Annotated in this window: 21 protein-coding genes; all 21 read left to right on the top strand. The window is 58.0% G+C overall.

Annotated features, from left to right (window positions below):
- Positions 1-41 precede the first annotated feature (41 nt).
- The 21 genes from E0E00_RS14305 (at position 42) to E0E00_RS04915 (ending at position 17,209) form a co-directional block, all read left to right on the top strand.
- Positions 42-218: a hypothetical protein gene (locus E0E00_RS14305; protein ID WP_165443556.1), complete on the top strand. Its 177-nt coding sequence runs from the start codon at positions 42-44 to the stop codon at positions 216-218.
- A 4-nt stretch (positions 219-222) separates the two neighbouring features.
- The gene (locus E0E00_RS05010) at positions 223-672 is read left to right on the top strand and encodes a hypothetical protein (RefSeq protein ID WP_130811416.1); all 450 of its coding nucleotides are present in this window, start codon (positions 223-225) and stop codon (positions 670-672) included.
- 116 nt (positions 673-788) lie between these two features.
- Positions 789-1,106, top strand: a complete 318-nt coding sequence (locus tag E0E00_RS15160; RefSeq protein ID WP_130811415.1) for an HNH endonuclease — start codon at positions 789-791, stop codon at positions 1,104-1,106.
- 164 nt (positions 1,107-1,270) lie between these two features.
- On the top strand, positions 1,271-1,696 hold the full coding sequence (locus E0E00_RS05000) for a hypothetical protein (RefSeq protein ID WP_130811414.1): 426 nt from the start codon (positions 1,271-1,273) through the stop codon (positions 1,694-1,696).
- A gap of 31 nt (positions 1,697-1,727) precedes the next feature.
- A complete protein-coding gene (locus E0E00_RS04995; RefSeq protein ID WP_130811413.1) occupies positions 1,728-3,407 on the top strand; it encodes a terminase large subunit in 1,680 nt (559 codons plus the stop codon).
- A gap of 2 nt (positions 3,408-3,409) precedes the next feature.
- The gene (locus tag E0E00_RS04990; protein WP_130811412.1) at positions 3,410-4,699 is read left to right on the top strand and encodes a phage portal protein; all 1,290 of its coding nucleotides are present in this window, start codon (positions 3,410-3,412) and stop codon (positions 4,697-4,699) included.
- Complete coding sequence (locus E0E00_RS04985) at positions 4,680-5,327, top strand: HK97 family phage prohead protease (protein ID WP_130811411.1); 648 nt, start codon at positions 4,680-4,682, stop codon at positions 5,325-5,327. Before E0E00_RS04990 ends, E0E00_RS04985 begins: the two co-directional genes overlap by 20 nt.
- A gap of 3 nt (positions 5,328-5,330) precedes the next feature.
- The gene (locus tag E0E00_RS04980) at positions 5,331-6,563 is read left to right on the top strand and encodes a phage major capsid protein (RefSeq protein WP_130811410.1); all 1,233 of its coding nucleotides are present in this window, start codon (positions 5,331-5,333) and stop codon (positions 6,561-6,563) included.
- Positions 6,564-6,581: 18 nt separating this feature from the next.
- On the top strand, positions 6,582-6,902 hold the full coding sequence (locus E0E00_RS04975) for a DNA-packaging protein (RefSeq protein WP_130811409.1): 321 nt from the start codon (positions 6,582-6,584) through the stop codon (positions 6,900-6,902).
- Positions 6,899-7,207: a hypothetical protein gene (locus E0E00_RS04970; protein WP_130811408.1), complete on the top strand. Its 309-nt coding sequence runs from the start codon at positions 6,899-6,901 to the stop codon at positions 7,205-7,207. The genes E0E00_RS04975 and E0E00_RS04970 overlap by 4 nt, the downstream gene beginning before the upstream one ends.
- Positions 7,200-7,580 (top strand): hypothetical protein, encoded by a 381-nt coding sequence (locus tag E0E00_RS04965; RefSeq protein ID WP_130811407.1) that lies wholly within the window; start codon positions 7,200-7,202, stop codon positions 7,578-7,580. The genes E0E00_RS04970 and E0E00_RS04965 overlap by 8 nt, the downstream gene beginning before the upstream one ends.
- Positions 7,577-7,906, top strand: a complete 330-nt coding sequence (locus E0E00_RS04960; RefSeq protein ID WP_130811406.1) for a hypothetical protein — start codon at positions 7,577-7,579, stop codon at positions 7,904-7,906. Before E0E00_RS04965 ends, E0E00_RS04960 begins: the two co-directional genes overlap by 4 nt.
- A 12-nt stretch (positions 7,907-7,918) precedes the next feature.
- On the top strand, positions 7,919-8,527 hold the full coding sequence (locus tag E0E00_RS04955) for a major tail protein (RefSeq protein WP_130811405.1): 609 nt from the start codon (positions 7,919-7,921) through the stop codon (positions 8,525-8,527).
- Positions 8,528-8,541: 14 nt separating this feature from the next.
- Positions 8,542-8,976, top strand: coding sequence for a hypothetical protein (locus E0E00_RS04950; RefSeq protein WP_130811404.1), 435 nt, complete (start codon positions 8,542-8,544; stop codon positions 8,974-8,976).
- A 282-nt stretch (positions 8,977-9,258) separates the two neighbouring features.
- Positions 9,259-12,000 (top strand): phage tail tape measure protein, encoded by a 2,742-nt coding sequence (locus tag E0E00_RS04945; protein ID WP_130811403.1) that lies wholly within the window; start codon positions 9,259-9,261, stop codon positions 11,998-12,000.
- Positions 11,990-12,727 carry a distal tail protein Dit gene (locus tag E0E00_RS04940; RefSeq protein WP_130811402.1) on the top strand — a complete coding sequence of 246 codons (738 nt, stop codon included), beginning with the start codon at positions 11,990-11,992 and terminating at the stop codon, positions 12,725-12,727. Before E0E00_RS04945 ends, E0E00_RS04940 begins: the two co-directional genes overlap by 11 nt.
- A complete protein-coding gene (locus E0E00_RS04935) occupies positions 12,718-14,646 on the top strand; it encodes a phage tail protein (RefSeq protein ID WP_165443555.1) in 1,929 nt (642 codons plus the stop codon). The genes E0E00_RS04940 and E0E00_RS04935 overlap by 10 nt, the downstream gene beginning before the upstream one ends.
- Positions 14,647-14,655: 9 nt before the next feature.
- Positions 14,656-15,093 (top strand): hypothetical protein, encoded by a 438-nt coding sequence (locus tag E0E00_RS04930; protein WP_130811400.1) that lies wholly within the window; start codon positions 14,656-14,658, stop codon positions 15,091-15,093.
- Positions 15,090-15,824, top strand: a complete 735-nt coding sequence (locus E0E00_RS04925; RefSeq protein WP_130811399.1) for a BppU family phage baseplate upper protein — start codon at positions 15,090-15,092, stop codon at positions 15,822-15,824. Before E0E00_RS04930 ends, E0E00_RS04925 begins: the two co-directional genes overlap by 4 nt.
- A 9-nt stretch (positions 15,825-15,833) precedes the next feature.
- Positions 15,834-16,736, top strand: a complete 903-nt coding sequence (locus tag E0E00_RS04920) for a DUF6273 domain-containing protein (protein WP_130811398.1) — start codon at positions 15,834-15,836, stop codon at positions 16,734-16,736.
- A gap of 65 nt (positions 16,737-16,801) precedes the next feature.
- Positions 16,802-17,209, top strand: coding sequence for a hypothetical protein (locus E0E00_RS04915; RefSeq protein ID WP_130811397.1), 408 nt, complete (start codon positions 16,802-16,804; stop codon positions 17,207-17,209).
- Positions 17,210-17,212 lie beyond the last annotated feature (3 nt).

Here is a 17,212-nt window from a genome sequence, read left to right as displayed (position 1 = left end):
CACGATGACCAACCAACTTTATTCGATTTGGAGGAAGAGGAATGCAGGGAAGAAGACTGAACATGCGCCTTAACGACGGCGTGCAGGTTCCGGCATACGCGCACAATGGAGACGCTGGGCTAGACTTGCGCATTGTGCCTTGCACCGTCAATCCGATTGAAGAGCTGGAAGAGACGGAGCGCGGCGCGGGTGGCTTTGGAAGCACCGGCGTTAGGTAGGGACATGTTGGCGCAAGAGTATTTCGAGCAGATACGCGACACCGTTAAAGAGATACAACGCACAGATGAAATGCTTGCAGTGCTCATGGCTCAAGAAGGCGTGAAGGGCATCAGCTATGAACCGCACTATGGCGTCGGCGGCGTCGGCGATGCCATGGACGCAATCAACCGGCGCATTGAAATGCAAGAGCGGTTGAAGGAGCGTATCAAGGAAACGTCAACCGTTCTGGACGAAGCGACCGCGATACTGTACGGCGCGAACGGTCATGGCGGATTGGCGAAGCTGAAGGGCAACCGATATGCAGACGTGCTTTACATGGCGTACCTTCAGGCGATGCCATGGAAGGAAGTTGCGGACGTTATGTGCTGCACGCCCAAATGGTGCTGCGAGCTTTCGGCGGCGGCGTTCCGCTATATCGACAAGAAGGGAATAGCCATTGTGCGCGACGCATGAAAATTGGTACTTCCCTTCACTTCCGCGCTTGTGCTAAAGTTCGATACGGTGGATTCGGTAACAAGAGGGCGCACGGCATCAAGCCGCGTGCCCTTTTCTTTTAGGCGGTGTGCATAATGGCAAAGCCTTTCAGCTATGCGTTCTACCATTCCGCCGCATGGGCCCGCGCCCGCGAATCCGCGTTGATCAGAGACAACCACCTTTGCCAGCGATGCTTGAAGGCTGGAGAGATAACACCGGCGACCATGGTTCACCACATCCAAGAGCTGACGCCGGACAACATCAACGACCCTAACATCACGTGCGGGCTAGACAACTTGGTTAGCCTTTGCGACAGGTGCCACAAGATAACGCACGGCTGGGCGCGAGACGGAGCCACAAGGCAAGGGCTTGCGTTTGATGACAACGGCAATTTAATCTGCCTGAACGAGTGACGAAACCAAACGCAACACAACGCAAGACAAAAATAACGAACACAGAACCGCAGGTAAACGCGACACATCATCCCCCCGATTCACAAAAAACGCTCGATGCCTAGGGCACCAACGCCGGGAGGTAAATTTTCGTGCGCGTTGGATTTTGAAAGGGGGGTGGTCTTGTGAAGTCTAAGAAACTGTGCAATAATTTGAAAGTTTCGGCTCAAAGCGCCGCAACCTCGAAGAAACGCAAGCCACCTTCCACGCAAGCACGCGTCAACGCCGAACTGCGCAAGCTTCAACGCATCACCAAGGACGCAATACCCGAAGAGAAGCGCAACGTCGTGCTTGGGATGCTTCCAAACATCGCCTTCATGAAAGTGAAGCTGGACGAATCGCGCAAAGAGCTTCTCTATGAGCCTATCTATTGCGAGTATGACAACGGCGGCGGACAGTCTGGGTTGCGCGAGCATCCGGGCTTTGCCGCCTACAACAAGTTATTCACGACTTTTCAGCGGGGCATAAAGCAGCTTTGCGACCTCATGCCAGCGGGCGCAAGCGCCGCCGACGTCCTGACCGAATACCTCGCAGAAACACGGTATGACTAAGCGCGAGAAGGTGGGGCGTTGCGAGTGTGCAATGAGGTCTTACTTCGGCGGAATCCAAGACGGCACTATCACGGCTTGCCGCAAGATGAAGCAGGTTGCCGAAATCGTTTTGCGCGACATTGACAACAAAGACCCGCTTTACCCGTATCACTTCAGAGAGGAATACGCGGCAAAGCACGTCGGCTTCATCGAACGCTTCTGCCGCCTACCTTCCGGCAAGCTTGGGCACGCCTTCAACCTCGAACCGTTCCAACTTGCAATCCTTTCGGTGATTTTCGGATTCGTGGACGCCGAGGGGTTGCGGCAATACCGAGAAGTCTTGTGGATCATGGGGCGCAAGAACGGAAAGACGGTGCTTGCTTCGGCAATCGAGCTTGATTTGCTCATAAACGATGACGAGGGCGCGCCGGAAATCTACAACGTTGCGACCGCCTACGACCAAGCGGCAAAGGGCTTCAACAACGCCTTGCGCATGGTCAAGACTTCACCGGCGCTGGCAAAGCACGTGCGGAAGCGCGTTGCTGACTTGTATTGCAACCTGAACATGGGTGTCATTCGCGCCCTTGCGGCTAACACAAACTACCTAGACGGCTTGGACGTGTCGGGCGCAATCATTGACGAGTTGGGAGCCATGCGCAACCGAGACTTGTACGACCTGACGATTCAAGGCATGTCGGCGCGTCGGCAGCCGCTGGTTCTTGAGATCACGACAAACGGCTTCGTTCGTGCGGGCATCTTCGACGCCCAATATAAGTATGCCGCGAACTGGCTTGACGGCAAGGCAACCGGCGTCGATACGGAGCACTTCATTGCGTTCATCTTCGAGCTTGACGATAGGGAGGAATGGCAGGATGAAGCGGCTTGGAGCAAAGCCAACCCCGGCTTAGGGCAAATCAAGTCACTTGCGGCGCTTAGGAAGAACGTTGCGAAAGCCAAGAACGACCCTACGTTCTTGCCGACGCTGCTTGTGAAGGACTTCAACCTAATCGAGAACCAGAGCCAAGCTTGGCTTACGTGGTCAGAGATTCACAACGAAGCGACCTTCGACCCGTCAGACGGCTTCAAGTACGGAATCCTTGGCGTGGACGCGTCGGACACAACCGACCTGACGGCGGCTTGTATGCTCATGAAACGCCCGAACGACCCGAACATCTACGCAATGCACATGGCATGGATACCGGAAAGGGCGCTCGAACAGGCAGAGCGCGAGGGACGGCGCGGAGGGCGCGACGGCGTGCCTTACGACGCGTGGATTGCCAACGGCTACCTACGCACGTGTGCAACGCCCATCATCGACAAGCGCGTTGTACTTGACTGGGTTCAAGAGATTCAGGACAAGTACGGCATCTATGCCGCCGCGTGTGGCTACGACCCGTGGCACATGCGCGACGTTCCGACCGTCGAAGCATACGAGGGATATTTTGGAGCCGACTACTTCAGGCGTGTTGTTCAGGGCGCACAAACCCTTTCAATGCCTATGAAGGAGCTTAGGGCGCTTTACCGCGAAAATAGGATTGTAGACAACGCAAATCCTATCGCGGAATGGTGCCGCTCTAACGTTGCCGTGCGCAGCGACGCCAACGGCAACATTGCGCCCGACAAGAAGAACCAAGACCCGCGCAACCGCATCGACGTTTGGGCGGCCGAGTGTGACGCGTTCGTTGTCCTAAAGGACATGGCGGACGAATACCAATCAATGATAGGGGGTTAGACGTGGCAAGAGTGAAAGGGCGTCGGCGCTTGCGCTCCATGTTCGACGCAGTGTTTCACCGCCCACAGGTCAAGGCGGTTAACGGCTACTTTTCGACCTTCACCGCCTATCAGCCGAGCTTCACGACGTGGACGGGCGGAATCTACGAAGCAGAGCTGACGCGTTCGATTATCGAGAGCGGGGCGAACCACGCAAGCAAGCTGAAGCCGGAGATACAGGGCGTTGCCCAAAGCCAAGCCACGGCGTCTTTGAGGTTTCAGCCCAACCCGTGGATGACAACGCCGCAATTCATCAAGCGCGTTTACACGATGCTTCAGGTGAACGATACGGCTTTGATCATCCCGATTTTTGCCGAAGACAACATCACGCAGGTTGGCTACTACCCCGTGTTGCCGAACACCTGTACCGCGTATGACGTGGACGGCGAGTTGTGGCTAGGGCTTGACTTCCCCACGGGGCAGATGGTCTATGTAGAGTGGTCAAGGTGCGGCGTCATGACGCGGCACCAATACCGCTCAGACCTTTTCGGAGACGGCACCAACGTTCTCAACCCGACGCTTGAATTGCTGCACGCGCAGAACGAGGGCGAGCAGAACGCAATCAAGCAAAGCGCCTTCATCCGCTTCATAGGCAAGCTATCGCAGAACAGAAACGAAGCCGACAAGGAGAAGGCAAAGAACGACTTCAACCGTCAGCTTGCGCCCGAGAATTCGGGCGGCATCGCCGTATATGACCGCATCTTCGATGACGTGCAGCAAATCACGCCGTCGAACTACACGGTAGACGCCGAGCAGATGGAGCGCATCGAGAAGGCGGCTTACCGCTTCTTCGGAATCTCCGAAGACGTGGTTCTCAATCGTGCCGACGAAGAGACCTATAACGCGTTCTATGAAGGCAACATAGAAACATTTGCCGTGCAGCTTGGGTTCGTCCTAACGACGATGACATTCACGAAGACCGAGATTGCCCACGGAAACGAAATCATGTTTTCGGCAAACCGGTTGGAGTTCGCGAGTAACCAAACAAAGCTGAACGTTGCAACGGCGATGTTCGACCGAGGAATCTTCAGCGGCAACCAAGTAGCCGATATTTTCCAATCTCCGCACTACGACGGCGGCGAGCGCCACGTCATACGCGGCGAGTACATCGACCTTGCGCTGATCAGCGAGCACACGGCGGAAGCGGCGGCGAACGCAGCCGAGACGAACGCGAACATTGCGCTTGCCGACCAGCTGGGGAGCACGACAAGCGAGACGGAAGAGGGGGCAGACAATGCCAGCGAAACCGAATGAAAGGCAGTACCGCGCCTTGTCGGCGGCGCTTGCGCCGGTCAAGCGCATTGACGGCGCGACGGATGAACCGAAGAAACGCCTTGATTCAGAGTTCTACGTCGAGGGCTACGCATCGACGTTCAATGACCCTTACGTTCTGTTCGAGGACTTCGACGGCAACAAGTACAGCGAGACCATAAGCCCTGACGCGTTCAGGGACGCCGACATGTCAGACGTGATAATGCAGTTCGACCATGAGGGGCGCGTATACGCCCGCATGAGCAACGGCACGCTGATTGTCGAGCCTGACGAGCACGGCTTGTTCATCGCCGCCGACCTATCGCGCAGCCAAGCGGCACGCGACCTTTACGAGGAAATCGACGCAGGGCTTATAACGCGCATGTCATGGGCTTTCACCGTGGCGGCTGACGAGTACGACCGCGAGACGCACACGGACACCATCACGCGCGTGAAGAAGGTTTTCGACGTGTCGGCGGTGAGCCTTCCGGCTGACCCCAACACCGAGATAAGCGCACGCAACTTGCTTAACGGAGAGATTGAGCGGACGCGCAAGGAGATTGCGCGGCGGCGCATGACGCACGCGAGGGCGTGCGCCGTAATGTCAATCGTGAACGCAAAGAGAGGTTAGAAAATGAATCTGGACGATCTGCTTACCGAGCTTCAGGCACTTATCGACAAGTACGCCGACGGAACGCCCGAGGGCACCACGGGTGACGAAGCCGCGCAGGACGAAGAGCGCATGGCGCAGCTCACTTCCGAGATTGAGCGCATCACCAACGAGCAGAAGACCGCACGCGACGCACGCAGTGCCGCGCTTGCCCATGCCCGTTCCGCAATCGAGAGCGGCAACGCTGCCGTCGTTTCCAACGTTCCGCTTGCACGCAGCGCGAACGCAACCGGCGTCGTGCAGGACAAGACGGACTATGCAGCCGCCTACCGCCGCGCTTGGGTGAAGGACGTTGCGACCCGTGGCGGCATTCAGCTTGCCGGTGGCAACGACTTCAACACCGTAGAGCGTGCAGCCTTCACGCACACCACCGACAACACCGGCAGCGTTGTGCCCAAGGAGATTCAAGACCAAATCATTACCCTTATCGATAATTCGGCGGTGCTGTTCGGCGACGCTTCCCGCTCGAACCTCAAGAACCAGTTTGAGATTGTGCGCCACAAGGCAATCACCGCAGGTGACGCCGGAAAGACCAACGAGGGCGTGGCACCCACAGACGAGCAGAACAGCTTCGACACCATTTCCCTTGTCGGCGAGGAGATCAAGAAGACCGTCAAGATGTCGCGTAAGATGGCTGTTCAGTCCATGGACGGCTTCGAGCAGTACATCATCAACGAGGTTGCCGCCCGCCTTTCCGTTGCGGCTAACGCCTTCTGCCACGAGCGCGTGGGCGACGCAATCCTTGGCATCGCGAGCGCAAACAAGGTTACGAGCGGCGCGACCAAGAAGCTTTCCAAGGCTGACATTACCAAGGCGCTTGCGCTTCTTAAGACCTATGGCAACCCGACCACCAAGGGCGCAATCTTCTATGGCAACTCCGATATGATCTGGAACTACCTTGCCATGATCGAGGACACCACCGGGCGCAGCTACTTCGTAGACGAGAAGACCGAAGACCCAGCCGTTCAGGGGCGTATCTTCGGAAAGCTTGTCAAGCAAGACGATTCCATGGCAGACGGAACGCTTCTTGTCGGCTATCCCGACCTGCTCAAGGGCAACGTCTTCGACGGCATCGACGTTCAGGGCTACGTTGCCACGGACGGTTCGCAGAAGCATTGCTTCGACGGCTATCTTCTCTACGATTGCGGGCTTGTCGTGCCCGAGGCGTTCGTCGAGATTTCCGTCAAGCAGGCTTAGTGCTAGAGGGGGTGCAACATGGCTGACAGCGAAGCAGACCTTCTAGCCGCTTGCCGCGCCGCGTTGCGCATTCCAGCCGACTGCTCAACCTATGACGGAGAGATCGCAGACCTCATAGACGCCGCCCGTTCCGCGTTGCGTGCGGGCGGCGTTACCGAAGCCATGGCGGCAAGCAACGATGATTCGAGCGTGTGCGTGGCAATCAAGGTCTATGTCAAAGCGAACTTCGGCATGGACAACCCCGACGCCGAAAGGCTCATGCAGTCATTCCGAGACATGCTTTGCCGCATGGCTGGGAGCAGCGAGCACGGCACCGCGACCAAAGCGGGCGCACAATGAGCATGTGGGCTGGCATGTGCCAGCTAATTACCGAGGCGCAGAAGCGTGACAAGCGCGGCGTCGTGTCAACCGAGACAACGGAGCGCGACGCATACTGCAACGTCTACAGCATCAGCGCCGCCGCATACTATGCCGCGAGCGCCGCTGGCATCCGACCGCAAGCCGTCATAGAGCTTAGGGCGTGCGCGTACCGCAACGAATCGCTTGTAAGGTTCCGTGGCACCGTGTACGCCGTCGAGCGCGTGGAGCGCACGCCGGACAACGTGCGCCTGACGCTTGTCGAAAGGGTGGGCAACCGTGGCTAAGGCAGCGAATAACGATATTGAACGAACCATAAACGCATACATGCGCGAGTGCATAGACGAGAACACCGAGGTTTTGGAAGAGCGGGCGCGAAAGGCTGGAAGCGATTCGGTAAAGGAGTTGAAGAAGGAAAGCCGCAAGCGTTCTGGCAAGTACGCTAAGGCTTGGAGGTCAAGCGTCGATAGCGGAGAAGCGGGCGTAGAAGTTACCGTCCATGAAACCGCACGTCCTACGCTTACACACCTTCTGGAAAACGACCACGCTATAAAGAACCAGACCGGCAAGACATACGGCACGGCAAAGGGAGATTCGGTAATTTCAACCATTGCTGATCGCATGGGGCGCGAGTTCGCGGCGGGCGGTGATGCCACGTGATCAAGCTAGACGAGCTTTGCGCGATGCTTGACGGCTTGGGCATCCCTTGGACGAACGAGGGATACACGGACGAAGACCGACCAGAGCCACCGTACATCAGCCTTGAAGCAGACCTTGGCGGAACGTCCTATGCCGACAACGTGGCATGGGCAAGCTGGATGAACTACGAAATCTTGCTTTACACGACGCACCGCTCATATGAGATCGAAAGCAAGATTGCGTCGGCACTTGACGCGGCGGGGTGCGCCTTCAGTGAAACGGTAACGCACGTTGACGGCGAGCACTTGGTAGAAGCGTCTTTCTATGTCAGCGTGCAAGAAGAGTAAAGGAGCCTTGAAATGGCACGTAACGGATATTTCGGCGTGCGAAATTCGCACATCGCGATTTGCACCGACGAAGACAAGCTGACCTACAAGAAGCCCGTCCACATTCCGGGCACGGTTGAAATCAGCATGGAGCCGAGCGTCGAGAGCGGCACAAGCCATGCCGACAACGACGTTTGGCTGGACGAGCAGCAGGACAACGGCGGTTCGGGAACCATGAGCTTCTTCGACACCGAGGGAACGCCCGAGATGCGGCAGCTTATCGCCGACCTTGTGGGCTACGAGATCACCAAGGACGGGCGGACGAACCTCAAGGCTAACAAGAAGCCGAAGCCGTTCGCGTTCATGTGCGAGCAGCCGGGGCACGTTCTGGGACGCCGCCGTTGCCTTCTCATGTGCCAGCTTTCAAAGCCCTCTCTTGACATGAAGACCACCGAGGATTCGCCCGAGATCACTCAGCTTGACTACCCCTTCACGTGGAAGCCGATTGTCCCGCCCGGCGGCACTTCCGATGACCGCACGAGCGGATACGACAGCTTCACCGGTCTTGCCGACTATGCGACGTTCTTTGATGCAGTCAAGACCGAGGGGCTTCTTGAGAGCGCGGCTAATGTGAGCCAGTAGGAAGCAGGTTGCGAATGGTAATCAAGATTGGGGAAGCCGAGTACGAAGTGGCGTTCAACGGATTCACGCCTATTGTGTTCTCGCGCTGCTTCACCGCGCCGAAGCTTGACGCCAACGGGAAGCCAACGGGTGTTTACCGCCCGAAGGACATTAACGAATCCGTGGGGCTGCTTGCCGATTCCTTGCAGTCATACGGTGTGCCCGCGATGGCACCGCTTCTTGAAATCCTTTATGCGTGCATCAAGACGGCGACGCCAAAGTTTGACGTTCCGTTCGGCGATTGGGTCAAGGCTTTGCCACCCGGCACGTTCGACCTTCAGAAGGGGGACGGTTGGGCGGCTGACGTGATAAAGATTGTCGAAGACAATTTTTTTCCTTCAGCATCCCATGGAGTGGCAACCAAGACCACCAAAAAGACCAGCGCCGCCGCTACCAAGCAGCCTAAGTGACGCGTGCGACGCACGCTATCTGTACGACTGCCAGCAATGCGGGCTTACCGTCACCGACCTTCAGAAGCTTAGCTATAGGCAGGTTAGAGACCTGCTAGAGATACACGCGTTCTATGCGGACGCGGCGGCTAACTACGAGGATGACGAGAAGGCACGCAAGGCGGAAGCGGCGTTCTGGGGCTGACCATGAACGCTTCACGGCAACGCACCCGCTACCCATTGGGCGGCGGGTGCGTTGCTTGAAACGCTCACGGACTTTGACAACCGAAGAGGGGCGAAGGCATGGCGGTTAGCTACAAAGGACTTGTGATCAAGTTCGGCGGCGATACGACCGAGCTTCAGGGCGCCTTGAAGAAGGTTCAGAAGGCATCGCGCGACACGCAAAGCGACCTGAGAGACATTAACAAGGCGCTTAAGTTCAACCCCGGAAACACCGAGCTGCTGGCGCAGAAGGTCAAGACGCTTAACGCCGCTTACGAAGAGACAGAACAGCGGCTTGACGCCTACAAGCAAGCCTTGCAGACGCTAGAGGAAAAGAAGCAGTCTGGCGCAAAGCTCACCGAAGAGGAAGAAAGACAATACGACACTCTCAAGCGCTCAATCATCGAGTGCGAATCGCAGCTAGATTCCTACGACGAGAAGATAAAGGCTACCGGAACCGAGCTTGAAGCATCGCAAACGAAGCTTTACCAGCTTGGGCAATCCATCAAGGACAACGCCGACAAGTGGGAAGAGCACGGAAAGCGCGTCGAGACGGTGGGAAAAACCGTCATGGGCGCGAGCACGGCGGTTGCAAGCGGTGCCATAGCAGCCTTCAACGAGGTTGACGCGGGCGCGGATGTTGTCATTCAGAAGACGGGCGCGACCGGAGAAGCTGCCGACAAGCTCAACCAATCATTCGAGAACGTAGCCAAGCAGTCTTCCGCTTCCATGGAGGAAATCGGAAACGCCGTCGGCGAGGTTTCAACGCGCTTCGGTCTCACAGGCGAGCAGCTGGAAACCACATCGCTTCAGTTCTTGCGCTTCTCCGAGAACACAGGCGTTGACGTTACGGCGACTTGCGAAGATGCGTCAATGGCAATGCAAGCGTTCGGCGTTGACAGCTCACAGGCTGGCAGCGTACTTGGCATGTTCCAAACCGTATCGCAGCAAACGGGCATCGACGTTCAAACGCTCATGTCGGACGTTAACGCCAACGGCGCTACGTTCCGCGACATGGGGCTTAGCATCCAAGATTCGGCGGCGCTGCTTGGAAGTTTCGAAGCAGCGGGCGTGCCCGCCGACCAGATGCTGACGGGACTTAAGAAGGCGTCTGCCAATTGCGCGAAGAGCGGGCAAGACCTAGGCACGACGCTGCAAGACCTCACGAAGCGGCTGCAAGACCCCGCCACACAGGCACAGGCGACGCAGGACGCAATAGACCTGTTCGGCTCGAAAGCGGCAATGTCGTTCGTTGACGCCGCCGAATCCGGGCGCGTCAACCTTGGCGCTTTGGGCGGTTCGTTGGATGACTACGCTACCGCCGTAGATGACACGTTCGAGGGCACCGAAGACGCGCCGGACAAGATGAAGGAAAGCCTTCACGCGCTTCAGATTTCCGGAGCCGAGCTTGGCGCGGACATTCTGGATACCCTTCTTCCCGCCGTGCAGAAGGCGGCGGACATTGCAAACCAACTGAAGGGGGTCTGGGACGGTCTTTCACCGGCGCAACAGCAGCTTGCGGCAGACGTCGTGCTTGGCGGAATCGCGTTCGGCGGGCTTGCAACCGGCATCGGCAAGGCAATGCAGATGGCGGACAACATCGGCACGACATTTCAGAATGTCGCAAAGTTCGGAACGACGCTCACCGGCGCGGCTGGGAAGGTCAAGGGAGCTTTCAGCGGGCTAACGTCGGTTCTCATGGCTAACCCGTGGGTGCTTGTCGTTGCCGGAATCGCCGCCGTTGTCGCCGGTCTTGTCTGGTTCTTCACGCAGACGGAGACAGGAAGGCAGCTATGGGCGCAGTTCACCGGCTGGATTTCCGAGAAGTGGCAGGCGGTGCAAGACTTCTTCGCAGGGGTTCCCGCATTCTGGAAAGGCATCTGGGATAACGTCACCGGCGTTGTTACCGGCTTTGTCGATGACGTGGGCGAGAAGTGGGACGCGCTCAAGCAAGGGGCGTCGGACACATGGAACGGCATCAAGGACGGCGCTTCCACGGCGTGGAACGGCATCAAGGACACCGTGGGAAACATCGCGCAAGGTGCCGTGAACGCCGTTTCCACATGGTGGGGCAACCTTCAGACAAACACGCAGACGGCGTTCTCCGCAATCGGGCAAACCGTGCAGGGAGACATGAGCACGGCGCAGACCGTTGCGAGTTCGGCGGCTGGGGCGCTTCAAGCGGCAATGAGCGGCGATTGGTCAACGGCGCTTAGCGAGGCACAGAACGCCTTTGGCGCAATTCGTGACAACATTCAAGGCAAGATGGACGCGGCGCGGCAAGCCGCAATCAACGTTGCTGACAGGATCGGGGAGAAGCTAGGCTTTCCCGGCTTGGGTTCTAAGGTTGCGGGCGTCTTCGACAGCGTAAGGAATGCGATAACGAGCAAGATTCAGGCTGCTTGGGACTTCGTAAGCGGCATTCCCGGGAGGATTTCAAGCGCCTTTAGCAACATGCGCATTCAGTTGCCACATATCAACTTGCCGCACTTCAAGATTGACGGCAGCTTTTCCCTTGACCCGCCGAGTGTTCCGCACTTGGCGGTTGACTGGTACGCACGCGGCGGCTACTTCGACAGCGCAAGCATCATCGGCGTTGGCGAGCGCGGCGGCGAGTACGTAGCACCTGAAAAGCAGCTTTGGAGCTTCATTGAACGCGCCGTTAACCGCGCGTTCGACAACCAGAGCGGGCAGCAGGTAAACGTTGCCGTCGAGGTAAACGCGACGGTTGCGGGCAGCATGGACGCATACCAGACCGGGCAGCAAATCGGATTGGGAATCGCAAGCAAGCTAAAGCAAAGGGGTGTGAGCGTTGCAACGTAAGCAGCTAAGGGCGCAGACCGACCGCCTGAAGTTCAACGGGCACGACCTAAGCGCCTTTGTATCATGCAAGGTGAACCGCCCCATCATGCCGCCCGTTGACGCGACCTTCGAGAGCGTCAGCGGGCGCGATGGCGAGGTCTTCAAGAGCGCCCATTTCGGCGGGTACGACTTGCCCGTTGACGTGTGGCTTAGGAGCGATGACAGAAGGGACGCGGCAGAGGTTCGGCACGCGTTGGCACAGATGCTTTACGCGACCGAACCCGCGCCGCTGTACCTTCCCGATGACCCGACGCGCTACCTTCTGGCAATCGTCAGCGGAGACACCGACCTAGGCGAGATCACGGACAACAGCCCGTCAACGACGATAACCTTCCACGTGGGCGACCCGTTCTATTACGGGCGGCACCGCCGCATGGATGTGTCGGCGGGCACGTTTGCGATAAACGCGGGCGGCAACCGACCAACGCACCTGAAAATCACGGCAAAGCCCGCGTCTAGCGCGGCTTGGTACGTGCAGAACGTCGATACGGGCGAGCAGGTAAGGATTTCTTCAGGCGTGACAAGCTCAAGCACCGTGCGCGTCGATATGGCGCAGGAGCACGCGACCGTCAACAACAACCTTGCAGCCGTGACGCTTGATTCCGACTTCTTCACCGTCGAGAGGCGCACGCGGTTGCATCTGAGCAGCGGTACGGCTGTGCTGGAATGGTGGGAACGATGGCTTTAGTTAGGCGAATCGGCTTCACGCGCTTCTCGCGGTTCGGCGCGAACCTTGGGCGCTTGCACGTCTCGAGCGCCAAGCACACAGAAGCGCTTGACAGCACCGACGAACTGAACATCACGTGCAGCGATGATGTTAGCAAGGGCGATTACATCGTCTGGATTGACAACCAAGGCGTGAGCCATGAGCACATCGTGGATGACGTTCAGCGCGAGCACGGCGAGGATGGGACGCTAAAGACCACGTTCACGGGCGTCAACTCAATTGCCGAGCTTTGGGACGATTGGACGGATGACAAGCGCCCATCGGGTCAGGTTGCCACGGCGCTTCAAAGCGCACTCAACGGCACCCGCTGGGCGGTTGGCACGTGCGACGTGACAACGAGCGCGAGCGTCGTTCTATACCATCAGAGCGTGCGCGAATCAATCTCCGACATTCTGGAAGCGTGGGGCGGAGAACTTGAGACGGCAATCACAACCAATGGATCAGCCGTCACCGCCCGCAGCGTCTGCGTGCGCCGGTTGCGCGGCAACCAGCAAAGCCCGAAGCGCTTCACGTGGACGAAGGACATTAAGAGCATCACGCGCAAGGTTGCGAGCGACAACCCTAAAACGCGCGTCTACGGCTTCGGCAAGGGCGTAGAGACCGAGAGCGGCGCATACGGGCGGCGCTTGACGTTTGCGAGCATCAACGGCGGAAGGTCTTACGTCGAGGACGCGGCGGCAACGAAGGTCTGGGGACATCCCGGAACGGGCGGCACCATCCTTCCCGCTTGTACAAGCTTCGTTGACGAGCAGTGCGAGGATGCCGCGCAGCTTCTCAAGGAGACGAAGGCATATCTTGCCGAGGTTTCAGAACCGAAGGTCAGCTACGAAGCGAGCGTCATAGACCTATACGCCTTCGGGCGCGACTGGGAGGGCGTGGGCATCGGCGACCGCGTGGCGATAATCGACAAGGGCTTCAGCGAAGCGGGCGTGCGTCTTACGGGGCGCGTGTCGAAGCTCGAACGCGACCTGCTGAGCGGAGAAGCAGAAGTCACGTTCGGCAACCTGCAAGACAGCATGGCGGACATGTGGCAATCGGTAAGCCAGACGCTTAAGGCGCAAAGCCTTGCCGCTGCTACGTATGACGCCGTGGCGGGCGCGTCGGTTGGGTGGCTTGTTCAGCTGCAAGCCGCGCTCAACGATCAGTTCAACGCGGTTGGCACGTACAAGGTCGAGACGTTCGAGCTTGGCACCATCTACAGCAACGTTCCGCTCAACGCGAAAACGGGCTTGCCGGTTCGCAGCGTGTCTAACATGTGGGCGGTGAACATCTCAGGGCGCGGCATACGCCTTGCGTCGAGCCTTACGAGTTTCGGGCAATGGAACTGGCAGACGTTCATCACCGGCGCGAGCGTCACCGCCGACCTTATCAACGCGGGAACCATGAGAGCCGACCGCATTCGCGCCGGATTGCTCACGGATAACGTAGGGCGCAACCGCTGGGACTTGACCAACGGAACGCTCAGGACAAACTACATGACCGCGAACAACGCCACGATCAACGGTAACTTCACGTGCGGCGATACGTCAAACATGCTGAAGCTTGTCAGCGGACAGATACAGGGCTGGGAGAACGGTTCGCAAATCGGGTTCATTGACTATTCGGGGCACTTCCGGAACATCGACATGGGCGAGCAATACAGAGGGTTGCAGCTTCAGGCAGAGTACGGAATCCGCATGAGTTCGCTGCAAATCGCGGTTTCGACAAGCGCCAACACAAGCGCTGTCGCGACCATCTGCTACACCGGGAAAATATCTCAGCCAATCATCAGCGAGATTCACGACGCCGGAAACGGCACCGTTAATTGGCATTACGGCACGTTCTACTTGAAGTTCACGAACGGGCTATGCACGTCCTATGGCACCGTCGGCACAGGATAAGGGGAGATTATGACACCATACATTTACGTTGCGCACGACCCGTTGGCGATGACCGAAGCGCAGGTGACCGAGTTCGACCAATCGTTGCTTGCACAGGCGCATGACGCCGGAATCGTCTTCATCAGGCAGGACATTAACGGGAACCGCGAGATTGTGGAATACACGGACGTTGTGCCGCCCGAAGCAGCCGAAGGCGGCGACGTATCGCTTGTTAAGCCCGAATACGTAGATGACCGCTTGCAAGCCGTCATTGACGTTTTCGACGCCCTGAAAGCCGTCATGTTCCCCGCGACTGGGACAACAACGGCTTCAGATGGGACACATACGGCTTCAGGTGGGACGCAGACGAAGCCGCGCAGGGCGGCGCGAAAGGTCACGCCTGAAGCAGCCTTCGAAACCGCCCTTGCCGCGCTGAAAGAGATCGTGCAGGGCGGTGAAGAAGAGTGAACACGCAGACGCTAGAACTTGACCTAAGCAAGGATGGCTTGGGAACGAACCTTTTGCGCGTCGGTCAGGGCGACGATGGCGGAACGACCATCAGGGCGCTTGTCTATGACAGCGGCACGGATGCTTCGCTATCCGGCTATTCGGCATATCTAGAAGTGCTTTTGCCAGACCGCACGCACTACTACCGCGCGGCGGCTACCGTTTCGGGAAACGTCGTCACGGTGACCGTGGACGAAAGCAAGCTTTGCGCCGTTGCCGGATTCACCGACCAAGCCTATTTCGCCTTCGAGCAGGGCCATACGCGCTATTCTACGGAACGGTTCTCAATCGAGGTGCTGAAGAGCGTCACCGCCAACGCGCAACCGGCGCAAAGCTGGGATGACGCGATAGACCGCCTTATCGATCGTGGAAATTCCGCCGTCAACGCAGCCAACACGGCGGCGACCAATGCGAGGAACGCGGCAAAGTCCGCCAACGATGCGGCATCAAAAGCAAACGCCGCGAGAATCGCCAACAGCCTTGCGGCATCAATGGCCGCCTACGAATCTTCGGTGGCAGAGCTGAAAAGCGCGAACGCCGTTCTTGCGACCACGCTTGCAGGGTTACAGGACAACTACGTTGTCATGACCGAGACGGCATACATGCCGACAAGCCGCGTCACCGCGCTTGTAGGCGAAACGCTCACTTGCGCAAAGGCAAGCATGAGCGGCGCATCTGCAACGCTCAAATAAGGGGGCACCATGTCAGACCTTTCCAAATTCTCAATCAACGGCACGGCTTACGACCTGAAGGACACCGCCGCGCGAGCTACCGCCGCCGCCGTAACCACGGCGGAGGAATACGACAGGCAGGTTGCCACGTTCACATACGGCGGGCGTTCCCTTGCGGATGCTTTCGCAAGCGAGATTGGTTCCTCGAACGTCTATGCGTGGCTGCAATCCCGCGTCAAGGCGGCGGACTTCTACGGCTTGCGCATCGGAGACTACATTGACGTGCCCGTTGCGGCAGGTTCCAACGTGCCCGCGCAGACGGTGTGCTATCAGATAGGCGCTATTAATCAGTATTTCGATTGCGGCGACATCGCCAAGGGGCACCATATCGTAATGGTGCCGAGCACACCGGTCACCATCACAGGCTCCAAGGCTGTAAACAACATGAACATTTATTGGCGCGACACCAACGACAACAACGGCACTTCATCAGAGCAGCACCCTTACTTGGTTTCGAAGCTCCACGACTGGGAAATCAACGACTGGTTGCCCGCGCTTCCCGCCGCCTTGCGAAACGTGCTCATGACGCAGCGCGTACTGCTCGAAGAGCGCTATTCGTCCTCAACGAAGCTGACCGAATCGGGCAGTTGGTCTTGGGTTGACCTAGGCAAGGTTTGGTCACCTTCCGAAACCGAGGTATACGGTCAGTGTGTGTGGGGAACCAAGGGCTATTCCGTGGGATTCGACAGCCAATTCCCCATCTTCAACAACACGTCAAACCGCGTGAGGGGTTTGCGCTGCGCTTGGTGGCTCCGTTCGGTGGTTGGTGGTTCTTCGTCCCTCGCGTGCTATGTCACCCACTACGGCACTGCCGACCACAGCGCGCCGACGAGTGGGTGGATACGCCCGCGCCCGTGCTTCCTAATAGGCTAGGAGCCGTGCTAATCGCCTGACAGCGCCCGCCGCAAGGTGGGCGCTCATACCAAGAAAGGCTTGCTTTGAGTACCGTATTGGCACGCTACCGGAACATCAGCGGATATGAGTATTTCAACACCGCGCTTAGGTTGCGCCGCGAGATAACGACGCTTGTAACGTCAGCCGCAATGCCTAAATCGTACCGCTTCATTCTCGCGGTTCCCATGGCGCAGACGGCACGCGAGATAGTGGGCAACATCGTTACCGCAGACGCCTTCTATCCGAGCAACGATCATAACGTCACGTGCAGAAGGCACCATCTGACGCTTGCCATTGCAGCTTGCGAAACGCTTCTGCAAGACCTTCAGTGCCTTGCAGACCTTGGAATCGTGAAGGTGAGCAGGTGCGAGCGCCTAGCGGATGACCTAGAGACGGAAATCAAGCTCATTAGTGGCGCTCGAAAGGCTGTGAAGCTCATTGGCACGCGATAGAAT

It is taken from the genome of Olsenella sp. Marseille-P4559 (assembly GCF_900605015.1).
Classification (GTDB): domain Bacteria; phylum Actinomycetota; class Coriobacteriia; order Coriobacteriales; family Atopobiaceae; genus Tractidigestivibacter.
The sequence above is the reverse complement of the archived record's forward strand: the minus strand, read 5'-3'. Positions and strand labels throughout refer to the sequence as shown.

Coding starts and splice junctions, on each gene's coding strand:
- E0E00_RS15160 (WP_130811415.1), top strand. CDS start 789: ATGGCAAAGCCTTTCAGCTATGCGTTCTACCATTCCGCCGCATGGGCC.
- E0E00_RS04985 (WP_130811411.1), top strand. CDS start 4,680: ATGCCAGCGAAACCGAATGAAAGGCAGTACCGCGCCTTGTCGGCGGCG.
- E0E00_RS14305 (WP_165443556.1), top strand. CDS start 42: ATGCAGGGAAGAAGACTGAACATGCGCCTTAACGACGGCGTGCAGGTT.
- E0E00_RS04975 (WP_130811409.1), top strand. CDS start 6,582: ATGGCTGACAGCGAAGCAGACCTTCTAGCCGCTTGCCGCGCCGCGTTG.
- E0E00_RS04995 (WP_130811413.1), top strand. CDS start 1,728: ATGAGGTCTTACTTCGGCGGAATCCAAGACGGCACTATCACGGCTTGC.
- E0E00_RS04930 (WP_130811400.1), top strand. CDS start 14,656: ATGACACCATACATTTACGTTGCGCACGACCCGTTGGCGATGACCGAA.
- E0E00_RS04950 (WP_130811404.1), top strand. CDS start 8,542: ATGGTAATCAAGATTGGGGAAGCCGAGTACGAAGTGGCGTTCAACGGA.
- E0E00_RS04980 (WP_130811410.1), top strand. CDS start 5,331: ATGAATCTGGACGATCTGCTTACCGAGCTTCAGGCACTTATCGACAAG.
- E0E00_RS04935 (WP_165443555.1), top strand. CDS start 12,718: ATGGCTTTAGTTAGGCGAATCGGCTTCACGCGCTTCTCGCGGTTCGGC.
- E0E00_RS05010 (WP_130811416.1), top strand. CDS start 223: ATGTTGGCGCAAGAGTATTTCGAGCAGATACGCGACACCGTTAAAGAG.
- E0E00_RS04955 (WP_130811405.1), top strand. CDS start 7,919: ATGGCACGTAACGGATATTTCGGCGTGCGAAATTCGCACATCGCGATT.
- E0E00_RS04920 (WP_130811398.1), top strand. CDS start 15,834: ATGTCAGACCTTTCCAAATTCTCAATCAACGGCACGGCTTACGACCTG.
- E0E00_RS04970 (WP_130811408.1), top strand. CDS start 6,899: ATGAGCATGTGGGCTGGCATGTGCCAGCTAATTACCGAGGCGCAGAAG.
- E0E00_RS04945 (WP_130811403.1), top strand. CDS start 9,259: ATGGCGGTTAGCTACAAAGGACTTGTGATCAAGTTCGGCGGCGATACG.